Origin of the sequence: Nocardiopsis sp. TSRI0078 (assembly GCF_001905145.1) — a bacterium.
Lineage (GTDB): Bacteria > Actinomycetota > Actinomycetes > Streptosporangiales > Streptosporangiaceae > Nocardiopsis.
The window spans coordinates 41,715-56,010 of sequence record NZ_LWLB01000007.1; the positions used below are offsets into that span (position 1 = coordinate 41,715).

Genomic DNA, 14,296 nt, shown 5'->3' on the forward strand with positions numbered 1-14,296 from the left:
GCCAACGGCTCCGAGTACCCCCTCCACTCAGGTACTCGGAGTGACCGTCGGAACACCCGGAAAGGAGTTACTCCTCCTGGGCGGGCTTCTCCTCAACGGGAGCGTCCTGTGCCGGCTGCTCCTCGGCGGGAGCGCTCTTCGTCGGGTCGGGCTCCTGGAAGGGCCGGATCTTCGCCTCAGGGGCCGCGTCCGCGACGATCGCCTCGAACTCCTCGTCCACGGTCAGCATCTTCGGCACTCGAACTCCTCGTCTCACGGCACTCGCGTAGAGCCGTAACGTCGCCCTACGTCTTCTACGAAGCATCAACGGACCCCGCCTTCCGGCGGACTGGCCACCCGTGGCGGGTTCCGCCTCAAAGCACACCACGGGTGGCGTGTGTCCAACGAACGTCGCACTGGTCGGAACCGCGAGCCGTCCTCTCGCGGAACCGATCGCGTCGAACGTGTTCCACACTAGAGAGATACTCTTCCACTGCGCTTTCAGTCTTCTTTCAGCGCCGAAACCGGCGCAGCGGCAGGGATTGTGGGGGCCGCGCCATCATTGACCGCCAAGAGCCGCGAGGGCCAGTGTCTGGCCGGTTGCGGACAGTGAGAAGTGGTCCGCACCTGCCGTGACACCCCTTGTGCGGGCGGTACTGGCACTCCCCCATGAAGGCCTCACGGGGAGAAAGATCCCGGTCACGGCGAAAGCGCCCACGCTTCCCATTACTTCCGCGAAACGGGCGTCACAAACCGCTGACATTCGTACGCCCGTGGCACCCTTTTGGGAACCGCGTTCCACGAGTGACATTCTCAACTCCCTCGGAAAGTTCTTCCGGACGGGGCGTCAGGGAAGCGCCTGTACGGGTCACACGGCGATCAGGTCACCGGAACGCCGCCGGGGCAGGCCCCGGTCCGGCCATGTCAGTCCGCGCCCGGAGAAGGCCGGCGCCGGGGTGCCACCGGTGCGGCCGCACGGCGCAGGGCCGGTGGCGCCGTGCGGGGTGGGGCGCGTACACCGAAAAGCGGGGACTGTGGAAGATCCGGGTACGGGCCGTAGGTTCTAGGGAGTGGCCGGATGGACGGACCCCGGCGGTTCTGGAGGGCGCGGAGTTGGAGGACGTGATGCTGGACGGCGACGGAAACGGCTGGGTGAGCCTGCCGGACGGATCCCGCAGATGGGGGGTCTACGGCGCGGCCGGTCTGCTGCTGTACGCCACCGACATGGCCGGGAGGGGCCACGTACTGCTCCAGCACCGGGCCGGGTGGACCCACATGGGCGGCACCTGGGGGATCCCCGGTGGCGCCCGGAACCGGGACGAGACCCCCCTGGAGGCCGCCGTGCGCGAGTTCCGGGAGGAGGTCGACGGCGACCTGGCCGAGTACACCCTGCTGGGCGTGCACGAGCAGGATCTGACCGTGTGGCGCTACGACACGTTCCTGGCGCGGCTGCCGGAGCTGACCCCGTTCCGTCCCGGCAACTCCGAGAGCCGGGAGGTGCGCTGGGTGCCGGTGGACTCGGCGGATTCGCTTCCCCTGCTGCCCGCGTTCCGTACCGCCTGGCCGCACCTGTGCGCGGACCTGGCCTCCGCGACCGCGGGGAGGGCGGGCGACCGGGGCGCCTCCGCCGCCGACTGACCCCGAAGCCCCTCGGGGCCCTCCGCTCCCGCGTGAAGCGGCCCCGCACGTACGCGTCGGCACGCGGTGGCGGGTGCGTGCGCACCAAGGAATCAGTATCGGACACGTGAATGTCGGATATAAGCACGGCCCGGAACACGGACCAGGGTCCCGTGGGGAACCCGGAGACCCGTCCCGGACGTTGTCGGGGTACTGCGCGCAAGTAGGGGGAATGTCAGGGACGGGCCCTGATGTACTCGGAAGCCCCGGCCTTGCATGCTGGAGGGGACGGCCCGGCGAAGAGCGGTCGTCACGCTATTCGACTGGAGCAGTGGACATGACGCTGGAGCGCGGTAACGCATTCACCCCCGTCGCCTCGGCGACGATGATCTGGCCCTGGACCACCTCCGTGCTGGGCGGCGCGGCCGGTGGGGCCCTCTTCTTCCTCCTCAACCTGGGCTCCGGCCTCGGTGCCATCGCCTCCGGGCTGACCGCGGCGGTGATCTTCTTCTCCCTGGTCGGCGGCGTGGGCGGCGTGATGAGCAGGAAGTCCGACCGCCGGGGCAGGCGCTACGCGGCCTCCTACCCCTTCCGGTACGCGGCCGTACCCGCCGGAATCGGCGGTGCGGGCTTCGCCCTCGTCAGCATCTTCACGGGTTCGATCATCGGCGGCATCTTCGGCGGACTGTTCGTCGCGGCGGCGATCTGGATCACCGTGGGGCTCATCGCGATGGTGGTGGGGGACAAGAACGCCTAGGCTCGGTGTTTTCCGCCTGAGGCGGGAGTACGACACTCACCTACGGGAGCAACCGGGCGCCGATGACTGAATCTGCTCGTCAGAAGATGGTCGAGCGGGTCCGCGGGCTCCTCCGCATGGCGGAGGATCCCGCGGTTACTGATGCCGAGAGCCAGGCGTTCACCGCCAAGGCCGCCGAGCTGATGACCCGCCACGCGATCGCCGAGGCCGAAGCTCGCGCTGAGAGGGGCGAGGAGCCGGACGCGATCAGCCGCATGGACTACACCGTGTCGGGGGTGGGGGGCCACGGTAAGGCGCGGGTGCGGGCGCTGGCCGACATCGCCGCCGCCTACGGCTGCCAGTCCGCGGTACGGGGCAACACCTCGGAGAACACCGAGCGCGTCATCATCCTGGTGGGCACGGTCAACGCGCTGGACGCGCTGCGCATGCTGCTGCCGTCGATCTCCATGCAGATGGAGGCGTCGGCGAAGTTCATGAGCTCCTCGCACGTGACCGACATCCGGGAGCTGCGCAACTACACGCGCTCGGAGCTGGAGACCGAGCGCAAGCGCTACTACCGGTCGTTCGTGCGCGCCTACGGGCAGGCGGTGGCCGAGCGCATCCGCGAGTTCCGGGCGCGGCTGCAGGAGATGTCCTCGACCGAGGAGTCCGAGGACTCGGTGGAGGGCGTGGACGCCGCGCGCGGAGCGGAACTGGTGCTGAAGGACGACGTGCACCGGGTGAACGAGGAGTTCCACAAGCAGTTCCCGCAGCTGCGCAAGCACCGCCCCGAACGCACGCACAGCGCGGCGGGATATCGGGCGGGCTACCGGCGGGGGCGCCAGGCCGAACTGGGCCTGGACACCCCCGTGGGCCGTGGTGGATCGTCCACACTGACCGAAGGCGAGTAGGCCCTTTCGCCGTTCGGTGCGAAAGTTTTCCACAGGCTGTGCACAGAACCGCTCCCGTGGACGTTTTCGCATGTCAGAGCCAAAATGCGAAGGTTCCGCGGGAGTGGTTCGGTTGTGCCGTGGGGGTGGTTACCCGGGGTTATCCACAGGAAGATCGGCCTCCTGTGGATAACTTTGTGGATAACATCGCGGTCCGGCAGAGAAAGGGACCAAAACCCCAGTTCAGGACACCCGCAAAGGCTGTACCAGATAGCGGAAGGACGGCTCCTCGCCCTCCTTGGCCGGCGTGTCGGTGAACACCGCGGGTTTGGTCGGTTCGGTGAAGTTGAGGTGCGCGGTGTCGCTCTCCATCCCCGACAGTCCGTCCATGAGGTAGTCGGGACGAAAGGCCAGGCGCATCGGGTCGCCCTCGTAGCCGACCCCGATCGCCTCCATCGCCTGGGCGTCCTCGCCCGAGCCCGCCTCCAGCACGACCTCGCTCCCGGAGAAGGCCAGCCGCAGCGGGGTGCTGCGGTCGGCCACCAGCGCCACGCGCTTGACCGCCTCCATCAGCGGTGCCACGGCCACCTCGGCGCGGGCGGAGAACTCCTTGGGGAACCAGGCGGCGTACTTGACGAACTCGCTGTCGATCAGCCGGGTGGTGGTGCGGCGCTCGCCGTTCTCGAAGCCGATCATGCCCTCGCCCGGGGACAGGCTGACGCCCTCGCCCACGCTGCTCGTGGACAGGGCGATGTCCACGTTGGACCGGGTGAGCAGGCCCCGCACGGTGTCGCTGAGCGTGCGCGCGGGCACCAGGGCGGACACGTCCAGGCCCTGGTCCTCGGGGCTCCACCACATCTCGCGCACGGCGATGCGGTAGCGGTCGGTGGCGACCACCTTCAGGGTGTCGCCGGTGAAGTCGAGGTAGGCGCCGGTGAGCATGGGCAGGGTGTCGTCGCGACTGGCCGCCGGGGTCACCTGGCGCACCGCGGTGGCGAAGGCGTCGGCGGAGACCGAGCCGATGCGGCCGGGCATGCCGGGCAGGGTCGGGTAGTCCTCCAGCGGCATGGTGATGAGGGTGAAGCGCGCCGCGCCCCCGGAGATCAGCAGCCGGGAGCCGTCGGTGTCGATGTGCACCGAGCCGGACGGCAGGTTGCGCACGATCTCGGCCAGGAGGCGGCCGGGGACGAGGGCGGAGCCGGACGCCTCGGAGAGGACCTCCACCGAGGCGCGGGTGGAGACCTCGTAGTCGAAACCGGACAGGTGCAGGGAGGAGCCGTCCTCGGAGAGCTCCAACCGGATACCCGCGAGCACCGGAACGGCGGGCCGGGCGGGCAGGGCCCGGGCCGTCCAGGCGACCGCCTCGGCGAACGCGTCGCGGTCCACTCGAAGTTTCACGGTGAGGCCTCCTCGTAGCTGTCGTTGCCGACAACGTACCCAGCCGTACCGACAAAAGCCCCTGGCAGGACCGACGGAGGCGCGATCCGGCCAGGGACGGTGACGGTGGGACCCGTGAGGCGCTACTTGCGGTTGGGGCGCAGCGTCCAGACGATGCTCATGCGACCGGTGACGGTGCCGTCGTCGGTGCGCAGCTCGATCTCGACGGGGAACTCGGGGCGCTTGCCCTCGTCCAGCTCGGCGATGACCTCCTCGCGCGAGCGGCCCAGGGTGGCCTCGGCGGTCAGGTCGCCCATGGCGAGCTTGAGGAAGTGGATCTCGGCCGTGGTGGGGAGGGGGAGGGCCCGTTCGAGCTGGTCGCCGAAGGTGGCGATGACGACCGCGCCGGAGGCGGACTCGGCCACGGTGAACATGGCTCCCGCGTGGGGGCCGCCGACGTGGTTGTGGTGGTCGGCGTTGTCGGGCAGGCGCATGACGGCGCGCCCGTGGTCCAGTTCGGTGAAGGTGAGCCCGAGGGTCCGGGTGAAGGGCACCGCGGCCAGGAAGCCGGCCTTGACCTGCTCCGCCGTCTCGGCGTTCATGTTTGCCATACCTCCTAGGTTACTGCTGAGTAACCTGGAAGCGCCACCCCGGAAAGGCAGGCGGGGACGGGCTTCGCGGGCGGGCAACGCACGGGGAGTGCTGTGGGCTACCATGACTGGCGGAGAGTTCCTCTCCACCTGGAGGGTTCGCATAGCGGCCGAGTGCAGTGCTCTTGAAAAGCACCAAGTCCTTGACGGGACTTCGTGGGTTCAAATCCCACACCCTCCGCAGAATCAGGAAGTCTCCCCAGGTGGGAGGTTTCCACGGAACACGGCGAAGGCCGGTGGTCCGGGCCCGTAGCACATTCATCGCACACGGCCCGGGTAGCCACCGGCCTTCTCCGTTCCCCGGGTCAGGCGGCGAGGACCTGCCGACGGGCGGCGTCCATCGCGTCGGCGACCTCGTCCAGGCGGTCGGGGAAGAGGTGCCCGTACCGGTCCAGGGTCATCGTCGCCGTCTTGTGGCCGAGCATGGCCTGTACGACCTTGACGTCCGCGCCGGCCGCGATGGCGAGGGACGCGGCGGTGTGGCGGAGCTTGTGGGGGGTCAGGCCCAGGCCGTCGAGCTTGGCCGCCTTCACCGCCAGGGCGAACTCACGGTTGCGCCAGTTCCGGATGCGCAGCGGGGCGCCCCGCCTGGTGGTGAAGACCAGCGCGTCATCCGGCCGCCCCTCCACGAAGGACCGCAGTTCGGGAACGAGGGACCGGGGAACCGGCACGGTCCGGAACCTGCCGTTCTTCGGAGGCTGTTCGACGAGCCTGCCGTCCACCTCGGCGAAGGTCACGACCACCCGGACCCGCCGCCGGTCCAGGTCCACCCTTCCCACGCGCAGCGCGGCGGCCTCACTCCACCGCATGCCGGTGTAGGCCAGGAGCAGGACGAGCGCCCGGCTCACCCTGGCCGAGGCGAGTTCCTGCCCGTACTTGGTGCGCAGCGTCAGGGAGGCGTCGGCCAGCGCCTCCACCTGGGCGTGGTCGAGGTAGACGTGTTCGGCCTCACTGGGCTTGGGCAGCGGTACGCCCTTGGCCGGGTTGAAGGGGATGCGCCGGGGGACGCACCAGCCCAGGACCATCGACAGCACGACGTGCGCGTGCCTGGTCTGGGAAGCCCCCAGGTTGCTACCGCCCTCGTCCCGGGGCTTCTGGAGACGGGCCACCCACACGGCCACGTCCTCGGAGTGGACTGCCGAGAGGCGCAGGTCTCCCCAGCGCGGCAGCACGTGGTTGTCCAGGAACGCCCGGTACTGCCACCACGTGGACCGTTTGATGTCGGTGCGGGTGATGAGCCACTTCTCCGCCATCTCCGCCACGGTGACCTTGGCGTCGTGGGGGTTGCGGTAGGAGCCCTCGTGAAGGCTGTTCTCGATCTCGGTCCGCTTCTTCTCCGCGTCCGGCTTCTTCTGGAAGACGCCGCCGCTCTTGATCTTCCCGGAGGGGTCGTAGTAGCGGACCCACCACCGGCCGGGCGGAGTGCGCTTGGACGCCTTGGCCTTGCTCACCGCCTCCGCGTACGCCTTGTCCTTGGTGCGGTCGTAGACCCACGCGCGAGCCATGGGGGTGTCTCCTTTCCGTGGGTTACTGGGCCAGGACCCAGGCGTGGACCTCGGCGGGCACGTAGCGCACGTACCGGCCGACGCGGTGGGAGGGCGGACCGTCGCCCCTGTAGCGCCACTCGTAGAGCGTCTTGGGCGGAACGCGCAGGAAGGAGGCCGTGTCCTTCACCGACCACAAGCCGTGGTCCCGACGCTGTTCCGGAACGGCCGGGGTCGCCGTCGTCGCGCTCATGCCGTCCTGCTTCCGTGGATTGCCGAAAGATCGTTCCGCCGTGCCGCGTCGAGCTGGGCGCGGCGTTTGAGTGCTTCACCGACCGCGCGGAGAAGGCGTTGCTCCCGAGGGGCCACGTCGGGATCGGTGGGTCGGGCCAGTTCCCAGGCGAAGGAGCCCGAGGAGATCGAGGCCAGCACCGGGGGACGCGGGTTGTCCTCGTCCGCCTGGTCCTCGTTGGCGGGATCGACGCCGAGGGCGTTGAGGACCCAGGCGAGCCGGTCCGCCTTGTGGTCGGCCAGGGTCTTGCCGGACCACTTGCGCGAGACCAGGACGCGCCGTCCCGCGTAGCCCAGGTGTTCGCGACGATGAGCCTTGGACCGGCAGAACCCGGGGCGCTGCCCGGCCTTGGCCTCGTCGGGTTGGATGCCGTAGCGCAGCCAGTTGGAGCACCGGGGCGAGCACGGCTCGAAACGCAGCGCGCCCAACAGGCGGTCCACGTGCTGTTCCTGCCGGGTGGTCTCCACCTGGTGGCAGTCGGCGATGTCCTTGGTCAGGTACTTGGCCAGGTAGCGCACACACCGGGACGCGTCCTCGGACCCGGCCACGACCCCTTTGGCGTCCACCTGACGGCCGAACCGCACCACGTGGAAGGGTTCCGCATCAGGGTCGTCATCCAACCCGTCCAGCGCCTCATCCCACGTGGGCAGCACTTCACCCGTGGCCGGGTCGAGGTAGGTCCCCGCGTCCTCGTCCCAGAGGGGCAGGTGATCACCGTCGAAGCGGACCGTGTCAGCGGCGGGCCACCACACCTGGTGGTAGGTCGCGGCGGCAATCTGGCGCAGCTCCGCCCGGGGGATGGTGCCGCGTGTGGCCATGTGCAGATGCGGAGCCAGACGCCGTTGGGGCTCCACGGCCGCGAAGTACTGCACATCGAACCCGGCCACGCGGCGCAGGTTCTGCACGAACCGGTCCACGAGCTTGGAGAAGTGCAACGTGTCCCGAGCAGCCCGCCGATAGTCATAGGTGGAGGGATCGACCGGGGTGCCGTCCGAACGCACCCGCCCGTAGGAGTCCAACGTCAGGGTGATGAACAGCGAGGGCCGGAACACCTTCCCCGAGGCCGGATCAGTGAAGGCCCGCCCGACCGTCTTCCTCGTCATGGGCCGCTTGGGCAGGTCGGGCACGTCCTGACGGCGCTTGGTCGAGCGCACCCGACGCGACCCCAACGAGCCCGAGGAGTCACCGGAGCGGGTGACCGAACCGCGTAGCCCGGAGGCGGTGATCTCCTCGTCCAGGTCCGCGATCGCCGCATCCAGCGCCGAGAGCTGTTCGGGGTCAGCGGCCCCGGTGGCGGCGAGGCGGTCCCGTTCGGCGGTGACCATCGCCCGCTGTTCCACCCAGGCCCGTTGCTGATCGGTGGGCGGGTCGGGTTCCACCACGGGTTCGGTGGCCAGGTGCCAGCCCTCTTCACACTGGGTGCGTCGAAGCGATCTCTTGCGCTTGGCACAGGCCGGGCACCGCGATTCCAGCGTGGACCCGCACGGAACGTCGATGACCTCGGTGGCACCGGTGGCGATGTTCGTGCGTCGAAGGGAGACCGGGCGGATGCACACGCCGTGGTCGGCGGCGACCTGTTCGGCCACCTCACGCGCGAGCGGTTGCGCGAGGCGTTCGGCCCGGGTTGTCTTACCGGTAGGCGTCGGCATCAGCCCACCCCCACAACCACAGAGCGGAAGGCCCCCACCGCATGGAACCCCAACCACCACGCAAGTGGCCTCTCATCGTGTGGGCAGTTCTCCTTGCGGCGAATATCGTCCTGGTCTTCCTGGGCGTCCACGCTCTGTACATGGTCGGACGGCCGGGTGCCCTGGTCATGGCGGCGCTCTGGGCAATAGTCAGCACAGTCCGAGTGGTTCAGGAAAGGCGTGTCTACATCGAGGCCCGACGCGAATACCTTGCTCATCACTCGGCCTTCCAAGAACCCACGCCGTAGCCCTCGGCCATGGCGGTGATGTCCTCATCCGACACGTACGTCGCCCGCACCCGCACCGGGGAGGGGGAGTCCTCCACCCTGACGTAGGCCACACCAGGAAGCGTGGGGTCGATCAGGTGCGCCTCAGCACCGCGTTCCCGAGCGCCCTCACCGAGGACCATGTCCACCTGTGATGCCTCGTCCAGGCGCAGCGCCACCTTGTCCGGGAACAGGTTGCGCAGGTTCATGACTTCCTTGCGAGGGTCCTGCAACGCGGCCAGCACGGCGAAGCCGACCGAGCGTCCCTGTGAGGTCAGGGTGGCGATGGCGTTCTCCGCGCGGCGCCGCACGTCCCGGTCGGGGTGGTAGGCGGTCAGAAAGGCGACCTCATCGAGGAGCACGACCACGAAAGGGTCAGCCGTCGTCGGGACGTGGGAGCGCTGTTTGCCCGCGTAGCGTTCGGCCCGCTCCTGCATGTCGGTCACCGCCTTTTCGAGCAGGGCCACCGCGGATTCTCCGGTGTCGGCGTAGTGGGCGAACAGGTCCCGTCCGTAGGCCAGCTCCATGCGCTTGGGGTCGATTGCCCACACCTGAGCTGTGCCGTCCGCTAGGGCAGGGAGCATGGCACGGACGGTGGACCAGATCACCGATCCCTTGCCGGCCCCGGTCACCCCGACCACGAGCACATGCGTTCCGTGCAACCGCAGCAACCACGGCGAGCCGTCTTCCCGCTGTCCGACCGGGAGCGCGTCCAGGTCCGGGGCGTCAATGATGGGAAGGGCGTTGAGGGGTTCGGCAAGGGTGTCGCGGCGGGGGAACTCCAACGTGATGTCCCGAGGCCCGTTGACGACCACGCGGCAGGAGGGGGCGGCGAACCCGTGCGCCAGTTCAGTGACACGGTGCTCGAAGTCAGCCGGGGCAGTTCCGGCGACCAGGGATACCCGGACGTAGTCAGCCCAGGCATTGCAGGAGACCCGGCGGATACGGGGGAGGTAACGGCGTTCCTGGTAGGACTCGGCCAGGCCCGAGATCACCAGCACCGGCTGCCAGTGACGCCGGTACACCGCCACGTGCCGCCACCACGCCAGCAGACGGAGAGTGACCCAGGTCCGGTAGGAGTCCGGCCAGGTCCGCCACCACACCAGGGACACCACAGCAGCGGCACCCCACAGACCGGCGAGGCCCGGCCAGCCCAGCCACCACCAGGCCCCCGCCGACGCGACCAGGCAGGCAACCATGACGGGGAATCGGAAGGGCAGGGTGAGCAGGAACCGCACCAGACGCCAGATCCACGAGGTGAGCACGACGATGCCGGGGGTTTCCACGATCGGGGTTGTCCACCGCACCCCCTGAGCCGGAGTGGGCAGGGTCGGAGAGGACTGAGCAGAACCAACCTTGGGCTGTCTCATCATCACAGGCCACCGCCCCTCTGGTCTTCGATCTGGGACAGGAGCCGGTCACGATCAGCACGGGCACGGGCGGCGAACCGCGAAGCCGCCGGGTTCTCGTCCCGGTGGGCGAGGGTGGCGAACACGCGGGCCTTGAAGTCGAAGAACTCCGCCCGCTCGGCGTCGGTAGTAGGCGGGGGGTTGGTCGCGTCGAGCAGCAGGCGGACCAGTTCCGGACTACTCAGCCCGGACAGGTCACGAGGGAAATCGGACATACTTGAAGACACCTCTTCACGAAGCTTGTGCAAGGGCTTGGGGAGGGGTTCAAGGGGCGGCCGAGGTGTTGCAGCACCAGGCCGCCCCGCTTTCACGTCTGGGGCAGGGTCAGGAGGCGTCCTTGACCGGAGCGCGACGACCACCAGCGGCAGTGCCGGGAGCCTTCACGCCACGGGCGCGCAGCGAGTACGCCACCCGGGGACGGCGGCCGTTGTCGTCGATGTAGGGCATGACCGCCATCGCTTCGAACTCGATCGGACGGAACGGCAGACCCGGAATCTCGTCGGGCAGGGTGGGGCAGACCTCGGCGGCGACCTTGACCTTCACCGACTTGGCCTTACCGCGCGCTTCGGGGTCGGCGTCGATCACGTCCACCGCCCACAACGGCAACCCCGTGTCCTTGTCGAGCTGGGGACGCTTGGTCTCGAAGTCCGTGATCGCCTCCACCCCCAGGGCGAAGGCGCCATGCGGGAACACCGTGCCGAACGCCACCGGCAACGCACCCTGAATAGCCATCTCTCAGCCTTCCTCTCATGTCCACTCAACCACTCGATCGGTCAAGTAGAGGCTCAGAATAACCGGCCACACTTGATCAGACAAGTAGATAAGTGGCCGGTCTTGGAGCCGCGTCTACACGGCCGGGTAGGAGTCCTCCAGTTCGTGCAGGTCACCGGGGAGGACGACCTCGGCGACCGCGATCACATCTCCGGATGCGTCGAGTATCCGCGCGGTGATGCCCAGCACCGGGGTGCCCTCGTCCAGCCCCAGGGGTTCACGTTCAGCGCTTGTGGCCAGGCGTGCGCAGAGCCGTTCGACTACTTTGGAGGGCCGGAGCTGCTTGACCATCTGCACGTGTTCGCGTGCGCCGATACTGATCGGCTGCTCTTCGCCCAGGTCGGTGCCCTCGGCCACGTCCAGGGGGAACCACAGGGTGACCAGCTCGCTCGGTTCTCCCTCGTCCAGGACCAGGCGTTGACGCATGATCGCCGGAGAGCCCTCGGGCACACCGATCGCCTCAGCCACAACGGCGGGCACCGGGAAACGTCCAGCGGTCAGAATGCGGCTCTTCTTGACCTCCTCAGAGGCGTCGAAGGCACTGGCCCCGGCATGGGAGCGCTCGGAGGTCTGTTGTGGGACGCCGCGTACGAAGGAGCCTCGTCCGTGTTCGCGTTCGATCCAGCCCTGCATGCTCAGGATCTGCAAAGCGCGTACGACCGTGGAGCGTCCGGCCCCGAACTCGCGCACCATCCGCGACTCCGAGGGAAGCATCTCCCCCACCGGATAGGTACCGTCTTCGATGCGCTCTTGGATCGCCCGCACGATCTGTACGTACTTGGGCGGAGCGAACTCCAGACTCGACATGATGTCCACCTGGTTACTCTAGTACTCGTGTGGTCGAGTAGCTTACTTAGGTTGACTGTCCCTGTCAGCAGGTGGGGGCACATATGAATCCCACCGCTGGCCAGGAAGCGCGGCGGAAAGCACACCGCAGAGGCGTACACGTCGCCGTGAAAGAGGGGAAGGCCCGCGTGCCCTGGGCCCCGTGGTCTCGAAGAGACGTCAGGGCACGCGGGGGTCTGAGAAGCGCTGCTAGAAGGGCCGCCAGTACTGAGCGCGCTGCACGGTATAGACGGTGAGGTTGTCCACCGTCGCCCCGCACACCGCCCGGCGTTCGGCCTCCACGAGAGCCGCCGCGACCAGCGTCACGTCATGGCGGGCCGCCTCGTCCGCTGAGGAGAGCACCGGGGGCACGACTCGGCGGACGTGGTTGCACGCCGCCCCACCCACGTCGTGCCAGAGCCCGACGACGTAGGTCAGCCGCAGGCGCCGCAGCGCCATAGCCGGAGGCAGCACGCACCGGTACCGCTGCACCACCGCGGTTCCGTCCGGACCAGGTGAGACGGCTTCGTAGGTGATGGACTCCCAGTCCTCACAGGCCACCCGCACCCGCACACCCTGTTCCCGTGCCCACTCGGTCAGCGTTTCGCGGCCAGCTATAGGCCCATATGCATCCGTGTTCATCGCCGCACCGCCCCGACCGCGATGGCCGTGCGCACCAGGTCACGCAACTCGGCCATGTCATCGACGACGGGGGTCGGACGGGCGATCTGCGCCAACAAGTCGATCCCACGCCGATCCCGTTCGGCCCGCTGGGCGCGGCGCCGGTTCTCCAGGTGGGTGTAGGGGCCGCGTTGGAGGGAGTAGGCGCGGGGGTCGCCTGCGTCCATCACGATGGGGTCCGGCGCGGGCCACAGCTCCACCCGCGCGGGTGTGGGCAGGTAGTAGGGCCGGGGGCCGGTGCGGTGGTGCCTGCCGTGTCGTTTCGGTCGAATCAGAGTCACCCAAGCCCGAATCAGGGCGATAAGGTCGCTCACGTCAGCCTGCTTTCTCCAGGTTGGCCGCGCCCCCGGATGCCTAGCCCGCGTCGCGGGGGTCTGCTGTCTGTCGGCGGTTGCGCCTGTGACCGGTAGCCATCCGGCCGGAGCGTTCTCCGCCCTTGTGTGTCAGGAGTCCGTACCGGTCCCCCGGCACGCGGTGCATGCCACTACTCGTGTCGCCGGTTCCCGTGTGGTTGAGGAGCGCAGTACGACCAGGCGCCGGGAGCGGACGGTTTTGCGCCCACGCCCACGGCAGGACCTGCACCGCTTCGGTTCTGAGACGGCGACGGCATCCACGAAGCACGCTCCAGGGGACAGGCGGCGCGCTACTTCGCCAGGTCACCAGCGCACCGTTCACACCAACGGGACTACAAGCCAACACATACACATGGGGCAGACACATACACTCATGTATATGAGTAGTGAGATTAGGTTGCCTTACTCATGTACATGAGTCAACCCTGTGGAGCAAAGAAGCGGGTCTACGGCACTGGGTACCGGGCGTCTCAGTCCGTGGCGGGGATCCGGTAGTCGAGTACGAACTGGTCAGCGGCCATGATCGTGTCGCACACCTCCACCACACGGCCGACCGTGGTCACGGCGTTGCGTGTCAGATGGATGATCGCAGAGCCGGGACTCAGACTCAGCGCACTCGCTTCCTGCTTGGTGGCCAAACGCGCCCGCACGGTCTCGGTGTACTCGGAGAACTCGTGACCGTGCTCTTCCAGTCGGGCGTAGATGCCACCGCCGCCAGGGTTCTCCTCGAAGAGTTCGGGGATGTCCCGCGCCACGTCCCACGGCAGGTAGGACGTCGCTTCCTCGGTGGGTGTGCCGTCACTGAAGTAGAGCCGGCGACGGGCAAGGACCTTGTCGCCCTCGTCCACGCCCAGGCGCTCAGCGATCTCGGTGGGAGCAGGGACAGGACCGATGGAGAGGACCTGAACGGTGGGCTTGACCCCGGCCTGTTCGGTCTCGGCGATGTAGGCCGCCTTGCCCGCACGACGGTGCGAGCGCCGGAACCGATCCGAGGACTTGCGGGTGACCGGAGGACGGGACTTCACGAAGGAGCCCCTGCCCTGGAAGGTCTCCACCAGACCAGTCGTGCGGAGCTGGGCCACGGCCTTGCGGACCGTGCCCGAGGAGACGCCGTAGCGCTCCATCAGCGCGGTCTCACTCGGGATCTCCTCAGCGGGAGCCAGGCGTCCGGCTCTGATCTGCTCTTCGATGTCGTCCGCGATCTGGAGGTACCGGGGCTTCGCGGACCGCGCCCCTACAGTGCTCGCCATAGTCCTTCTGTTCCTCCTATGCTCCTGC

At 68.4% G+C, this 14,296-nt stretch carries 16 protein-coding genes and 1 tRNA gene; 4 read left to right on the forward strand and 13 right to left on the reverse strand.

Going from position 1 to position 14,296, the window contains the following annotated elements:
• Positions 1-67 precede the first annotated feature (67 nt).
• Positions 68-238 (reverse strand): hypothetical protein, encoded by a 171-nt coding sequence (locus tag A6A08_RS28170; RefSeq protein WP_199866875.1) that lies wholly within the window; start codon positions 236-238, stop codon positions 68-70.
• A gap of 866 nt (positions 239-1,104) precedes the next feature.
• Here A6A08_RS28170 and A6A08_RS08150 point away from each other — a divergent pair.
• The 3 genes from A6A08_RS08150 to A6A08_RS08160 all read left to right on the forward strand — a co-directional run bounded on the left by A6A08_RS08150 (position 1,105) and on the right by A6A08_RS08160 (position 3,243).
• Entirely contained in the window at positions 1,105-1,617 is a 513-nt protein-coding gene (locus A6A08_RS08150) for an NUDIX hydrolase (protein ID WP_073701993.1), read from the forward strand.
• A 316-nt stretch (positions 1,618-1,933) separates the two neighbouring features.
• Complete coding sequence (locus tag A6A08_RS08155; RefSeq protein WP_073701934.1) at positions 1,934-2,353, forward strand: hypothetical protein; 420 nt, start codon at positions 1,934-1,936, stop codon at positions 2,351-2,353.
• 86 nt (positions 2,354-2,439) lie between these two features.
• Positions 2,440-3,243, forward strand: coding sequence for a DUF2786 domain-containing protein (locus A6A08_RS08160; protein WP_073701935.1), 804 nt, complete (start codon positions 2,440-2,442; stop codon positions 3,241-3,243).
• 222 nt (positions 3,244-3,465) lie between these two features.
• Here A6A08_RS08160 and dnaN read toward each other — a convergent pair whose 3' ends face one another.
• Together dnaN and A6A08_RS08170 are read right to left on the reverse strand one after the other, a co-directional pair.
• Positions 3,466-4,620: a DNA polymerase III subunit beta gene (dnaN, locus tag A6A08_RS08165; RefSeq protein ID WP_073701936.1), complete on the reverse strand. Its 1,155-nt coding sequence runs from the start codon at positions 4,618-4,620 to the stop codon at positions 3,466-3,468.
• A gap of 122 nt (positions 4,621-4,742) precedes the next feature.
• A complete protein-coding gene (locus A6A08_RS08170; protein ID WP_073701937.1) occupies positions 4,743-5,201 on the reverse strand; it encodes a DUF4442 domain-containing protein in 459 nt (152 codons plus the stop codon).
• Between the two features lie 140 nt (positions 5,202-5,341).
• On the opposite strand from A6A08_RS08170, the gene A6A08_RS08175 reads away from it, so the two are divergent.
• A tRNA-Ser gene (locus tag A6A08_RS08175) sits at positions 5,342-5,430 on the forward strand.
• Between the two features lie 124 nt (positions 5,431-5,554).
• Here A6A08_RS08175 and A6A08_RS08180 read toward each other — a convergent pair.
• From A6A08_RS08180 to A6A08_RS08230, 10 genes are all read right to left on the reverse strand, one after another.
• Entirely contained in the window at positions 5,555-6,754 is a 1,200-nt protein-coding gene (locus A6A08_RS08180) for a tyrosine-type recombinase/integrase (protein ID WP_073701938.1), read from the reverse strand.
• Between the two features lie 22 nt (positions 6,755-6,776).
• The gene (locus tag A6A08_RS08185) at positions 6,777-6,986 is read right to left on the reverse strand and encodes an AlpA family transcriptional regulator (RefSeq protein ID WP_013156279.1); all 210 of its coding nucleotides are present in this window, start codon (positions 6,984-6,986) and stop codon (positions 6,777-6,779) included.
• Positions 6,983-8,674: a replication initiator gene (locus A6A08_RS08190; RefSeq protein WP_073701939.1), complete on the reverse strand. Its 1,692-nt coding sequence runs from the start codon at positions 8,672-8,674 to the stop codon at positions 6,983-6,985. The genes A6A08_RS08185 and A6A08_RS08190 overlap by 4 nt, the downstream gene beginning before the upstream one ends.
• A 256-nt stretch (positions 8,675-8,930) precedes the next feature.
• Entirely contained in the window at positions 8,931-10,352 is a 1,422-nt protein-coding gene (locus A6A08_RS08200) for an FtsK/SpoIIIE domain-containing protein (RefSeq protein WP_073701941.1), read from the reverse strand.
• Positions 10,352-10,603, reverse strand: coding sequence for a hypothetical protein (locus A6A08_RS08205; protein WP_073701942.1), 252 nt, complete (start codon positions 10,601-10,603; stop codon positions 10,352-10,354). Before A6A08_RS08205 ends, A6A08_RS08200 begins: the two co-directional genes overlap by 1 nt.
• A gap of 109 nt (positions 10,604-10,712) precedes the next feature.
• Positions 10,713-11,120, reverse strand: a complete 408-nt coding sequence (locus tag A6A08_RS08210; RefSeq protein ID WP_073701943.1) for a plasmid replication, integration and excision activator — start codon at positions 11,118-11,120, stop codon at positions 10,713-10,715.
• Positions 11,121-11,234: 114 nt separating this feature from the next.
• Positions 11,235-11,975 carry a GntR family transcriptional regulator gene (locus A6A08_RS08215; protein WP_073701944.1) on the reverse strand — a complete coding sequence of 247 codons (741 nt, stop codon included), beginning with the start codon at positions 11,973-11,975 and terminating at the stop codon, positions 11,235-11,237.
• 219 nt (positions 11,976-12,194) lie between these two features.
• Positions 12,195-12,557 (reverse strand): hypothetical protein, encoded by a 363-nt coding sequence (locus A6A08_RS08220; RefSeq protein WP_242422179.1) that lies wholly within the window; start codon positions 12,555-12,557, stop codon positions 12,195-12,197.
• A gap of 65 nt (positions 12,558-12,622) precedes the next feature.
• Positions 12,623-12,946: a hypothetical protein gene (locus tag A6A08_RS28650; RefSeq protein ID WP_242422180.1), complete on the reverse strand. Its 324-nt coding sequence runs from the start codon at positions 12,944-12,946 to the stop codon at positions 12,623-12,625.
• A gap of 542 nt (positions 12,947-13,488) precedes the next feature.
• On the reverse strand, positions 13,489-14,268 hold the full coding sequence (locus A6A08_RS08230; RefSeq protein WP_073701946.1) for a GntR family transcriptional regulator: 780 nt from the start codon (positions 14,266-14,268) through the stop codon (positions 13,489-13,491).
• Positions 14,269-14,296: the final 28 nt, after the last annotated feature.

Coding starts and splice junctions, on each gene's coding strand:
- A6A08_RS08205 (WP_073701942.1), bottom strand. CDS start 10,603: ATGTCCGATTTCCCTCGTGACCTGTCCGGGCTGAGTAGTCCGGAACTG.
- A6A08_RS08180 (WP_073701938.1), bottom strand. CDS start 6,754: ATGGCTCGCGCGTGGGTCTACGACCGCACCAAGGACAAGGCGTACGCG.
- A6A08_RS08200 (WP_073701941.1), bottom strand. CDS start 10,352: ATGATGAGACAGCCCAAGGTTGGTTCTGCTCAGTCCTCTCCGACCCTG.
- A6A08_RS08160 (WP_073701935.1), top strand. CDS start 2,440: ATGGTCGAGCGGGTCCGCGGGCTCCTCCGCATGGCGGAGGATCCCGCG.
- A6A08_RS08210 (WP_073701943.1), bottom strand. CDS start 11,120: ATGGCTATTCAGGGTGCGTTGCCGGTGGCGTTCGGCACGGTGTTCCCG.
- A6A08_RS08170 (WP_073701937.1), bottom strand. CDS start 5,201: ATGAACGCCGAGACGGCGGAGCAGGTCAAGGCCGGCTTCCTGGCCGCG.
- A6A08_RS08155 (WP_073701934.1), top strand. CDS start 1,934: ATGACGCTGGAGCGCGGTAACGCATTCACCCCCGTCGCCTCGGCGACG.
- A6A08_RS08230 (WP_073701946.1), bottom strand. CDS start 14,268: ATGGCGAGCACTGTAGGGGCGCGGTCCGCGAAGCCCCGGTACCTCCAG.
- A6A08_RS08185 (WP_013156279.1), bottom strand. CDS start 6,986: ATGAGCGCGACGACGGCGACCCCGGCCGTTCCGGAACAGCGTCGGGAC.
- A6A08_RS08150 (WP_073701993.1), top strand. CDS start 1,105: ATGCTGGACGGCGACGGAAACGGCTGGGTGAGCCTGCCGGACGGATCC.
- A6A08_RS08190 (WP_073701939.1), bottom strand. CDS start 8,674: ATGCCGACGCCTACCGGTAAGACAACCCGGGCCGAACGCCTCGCGCAA.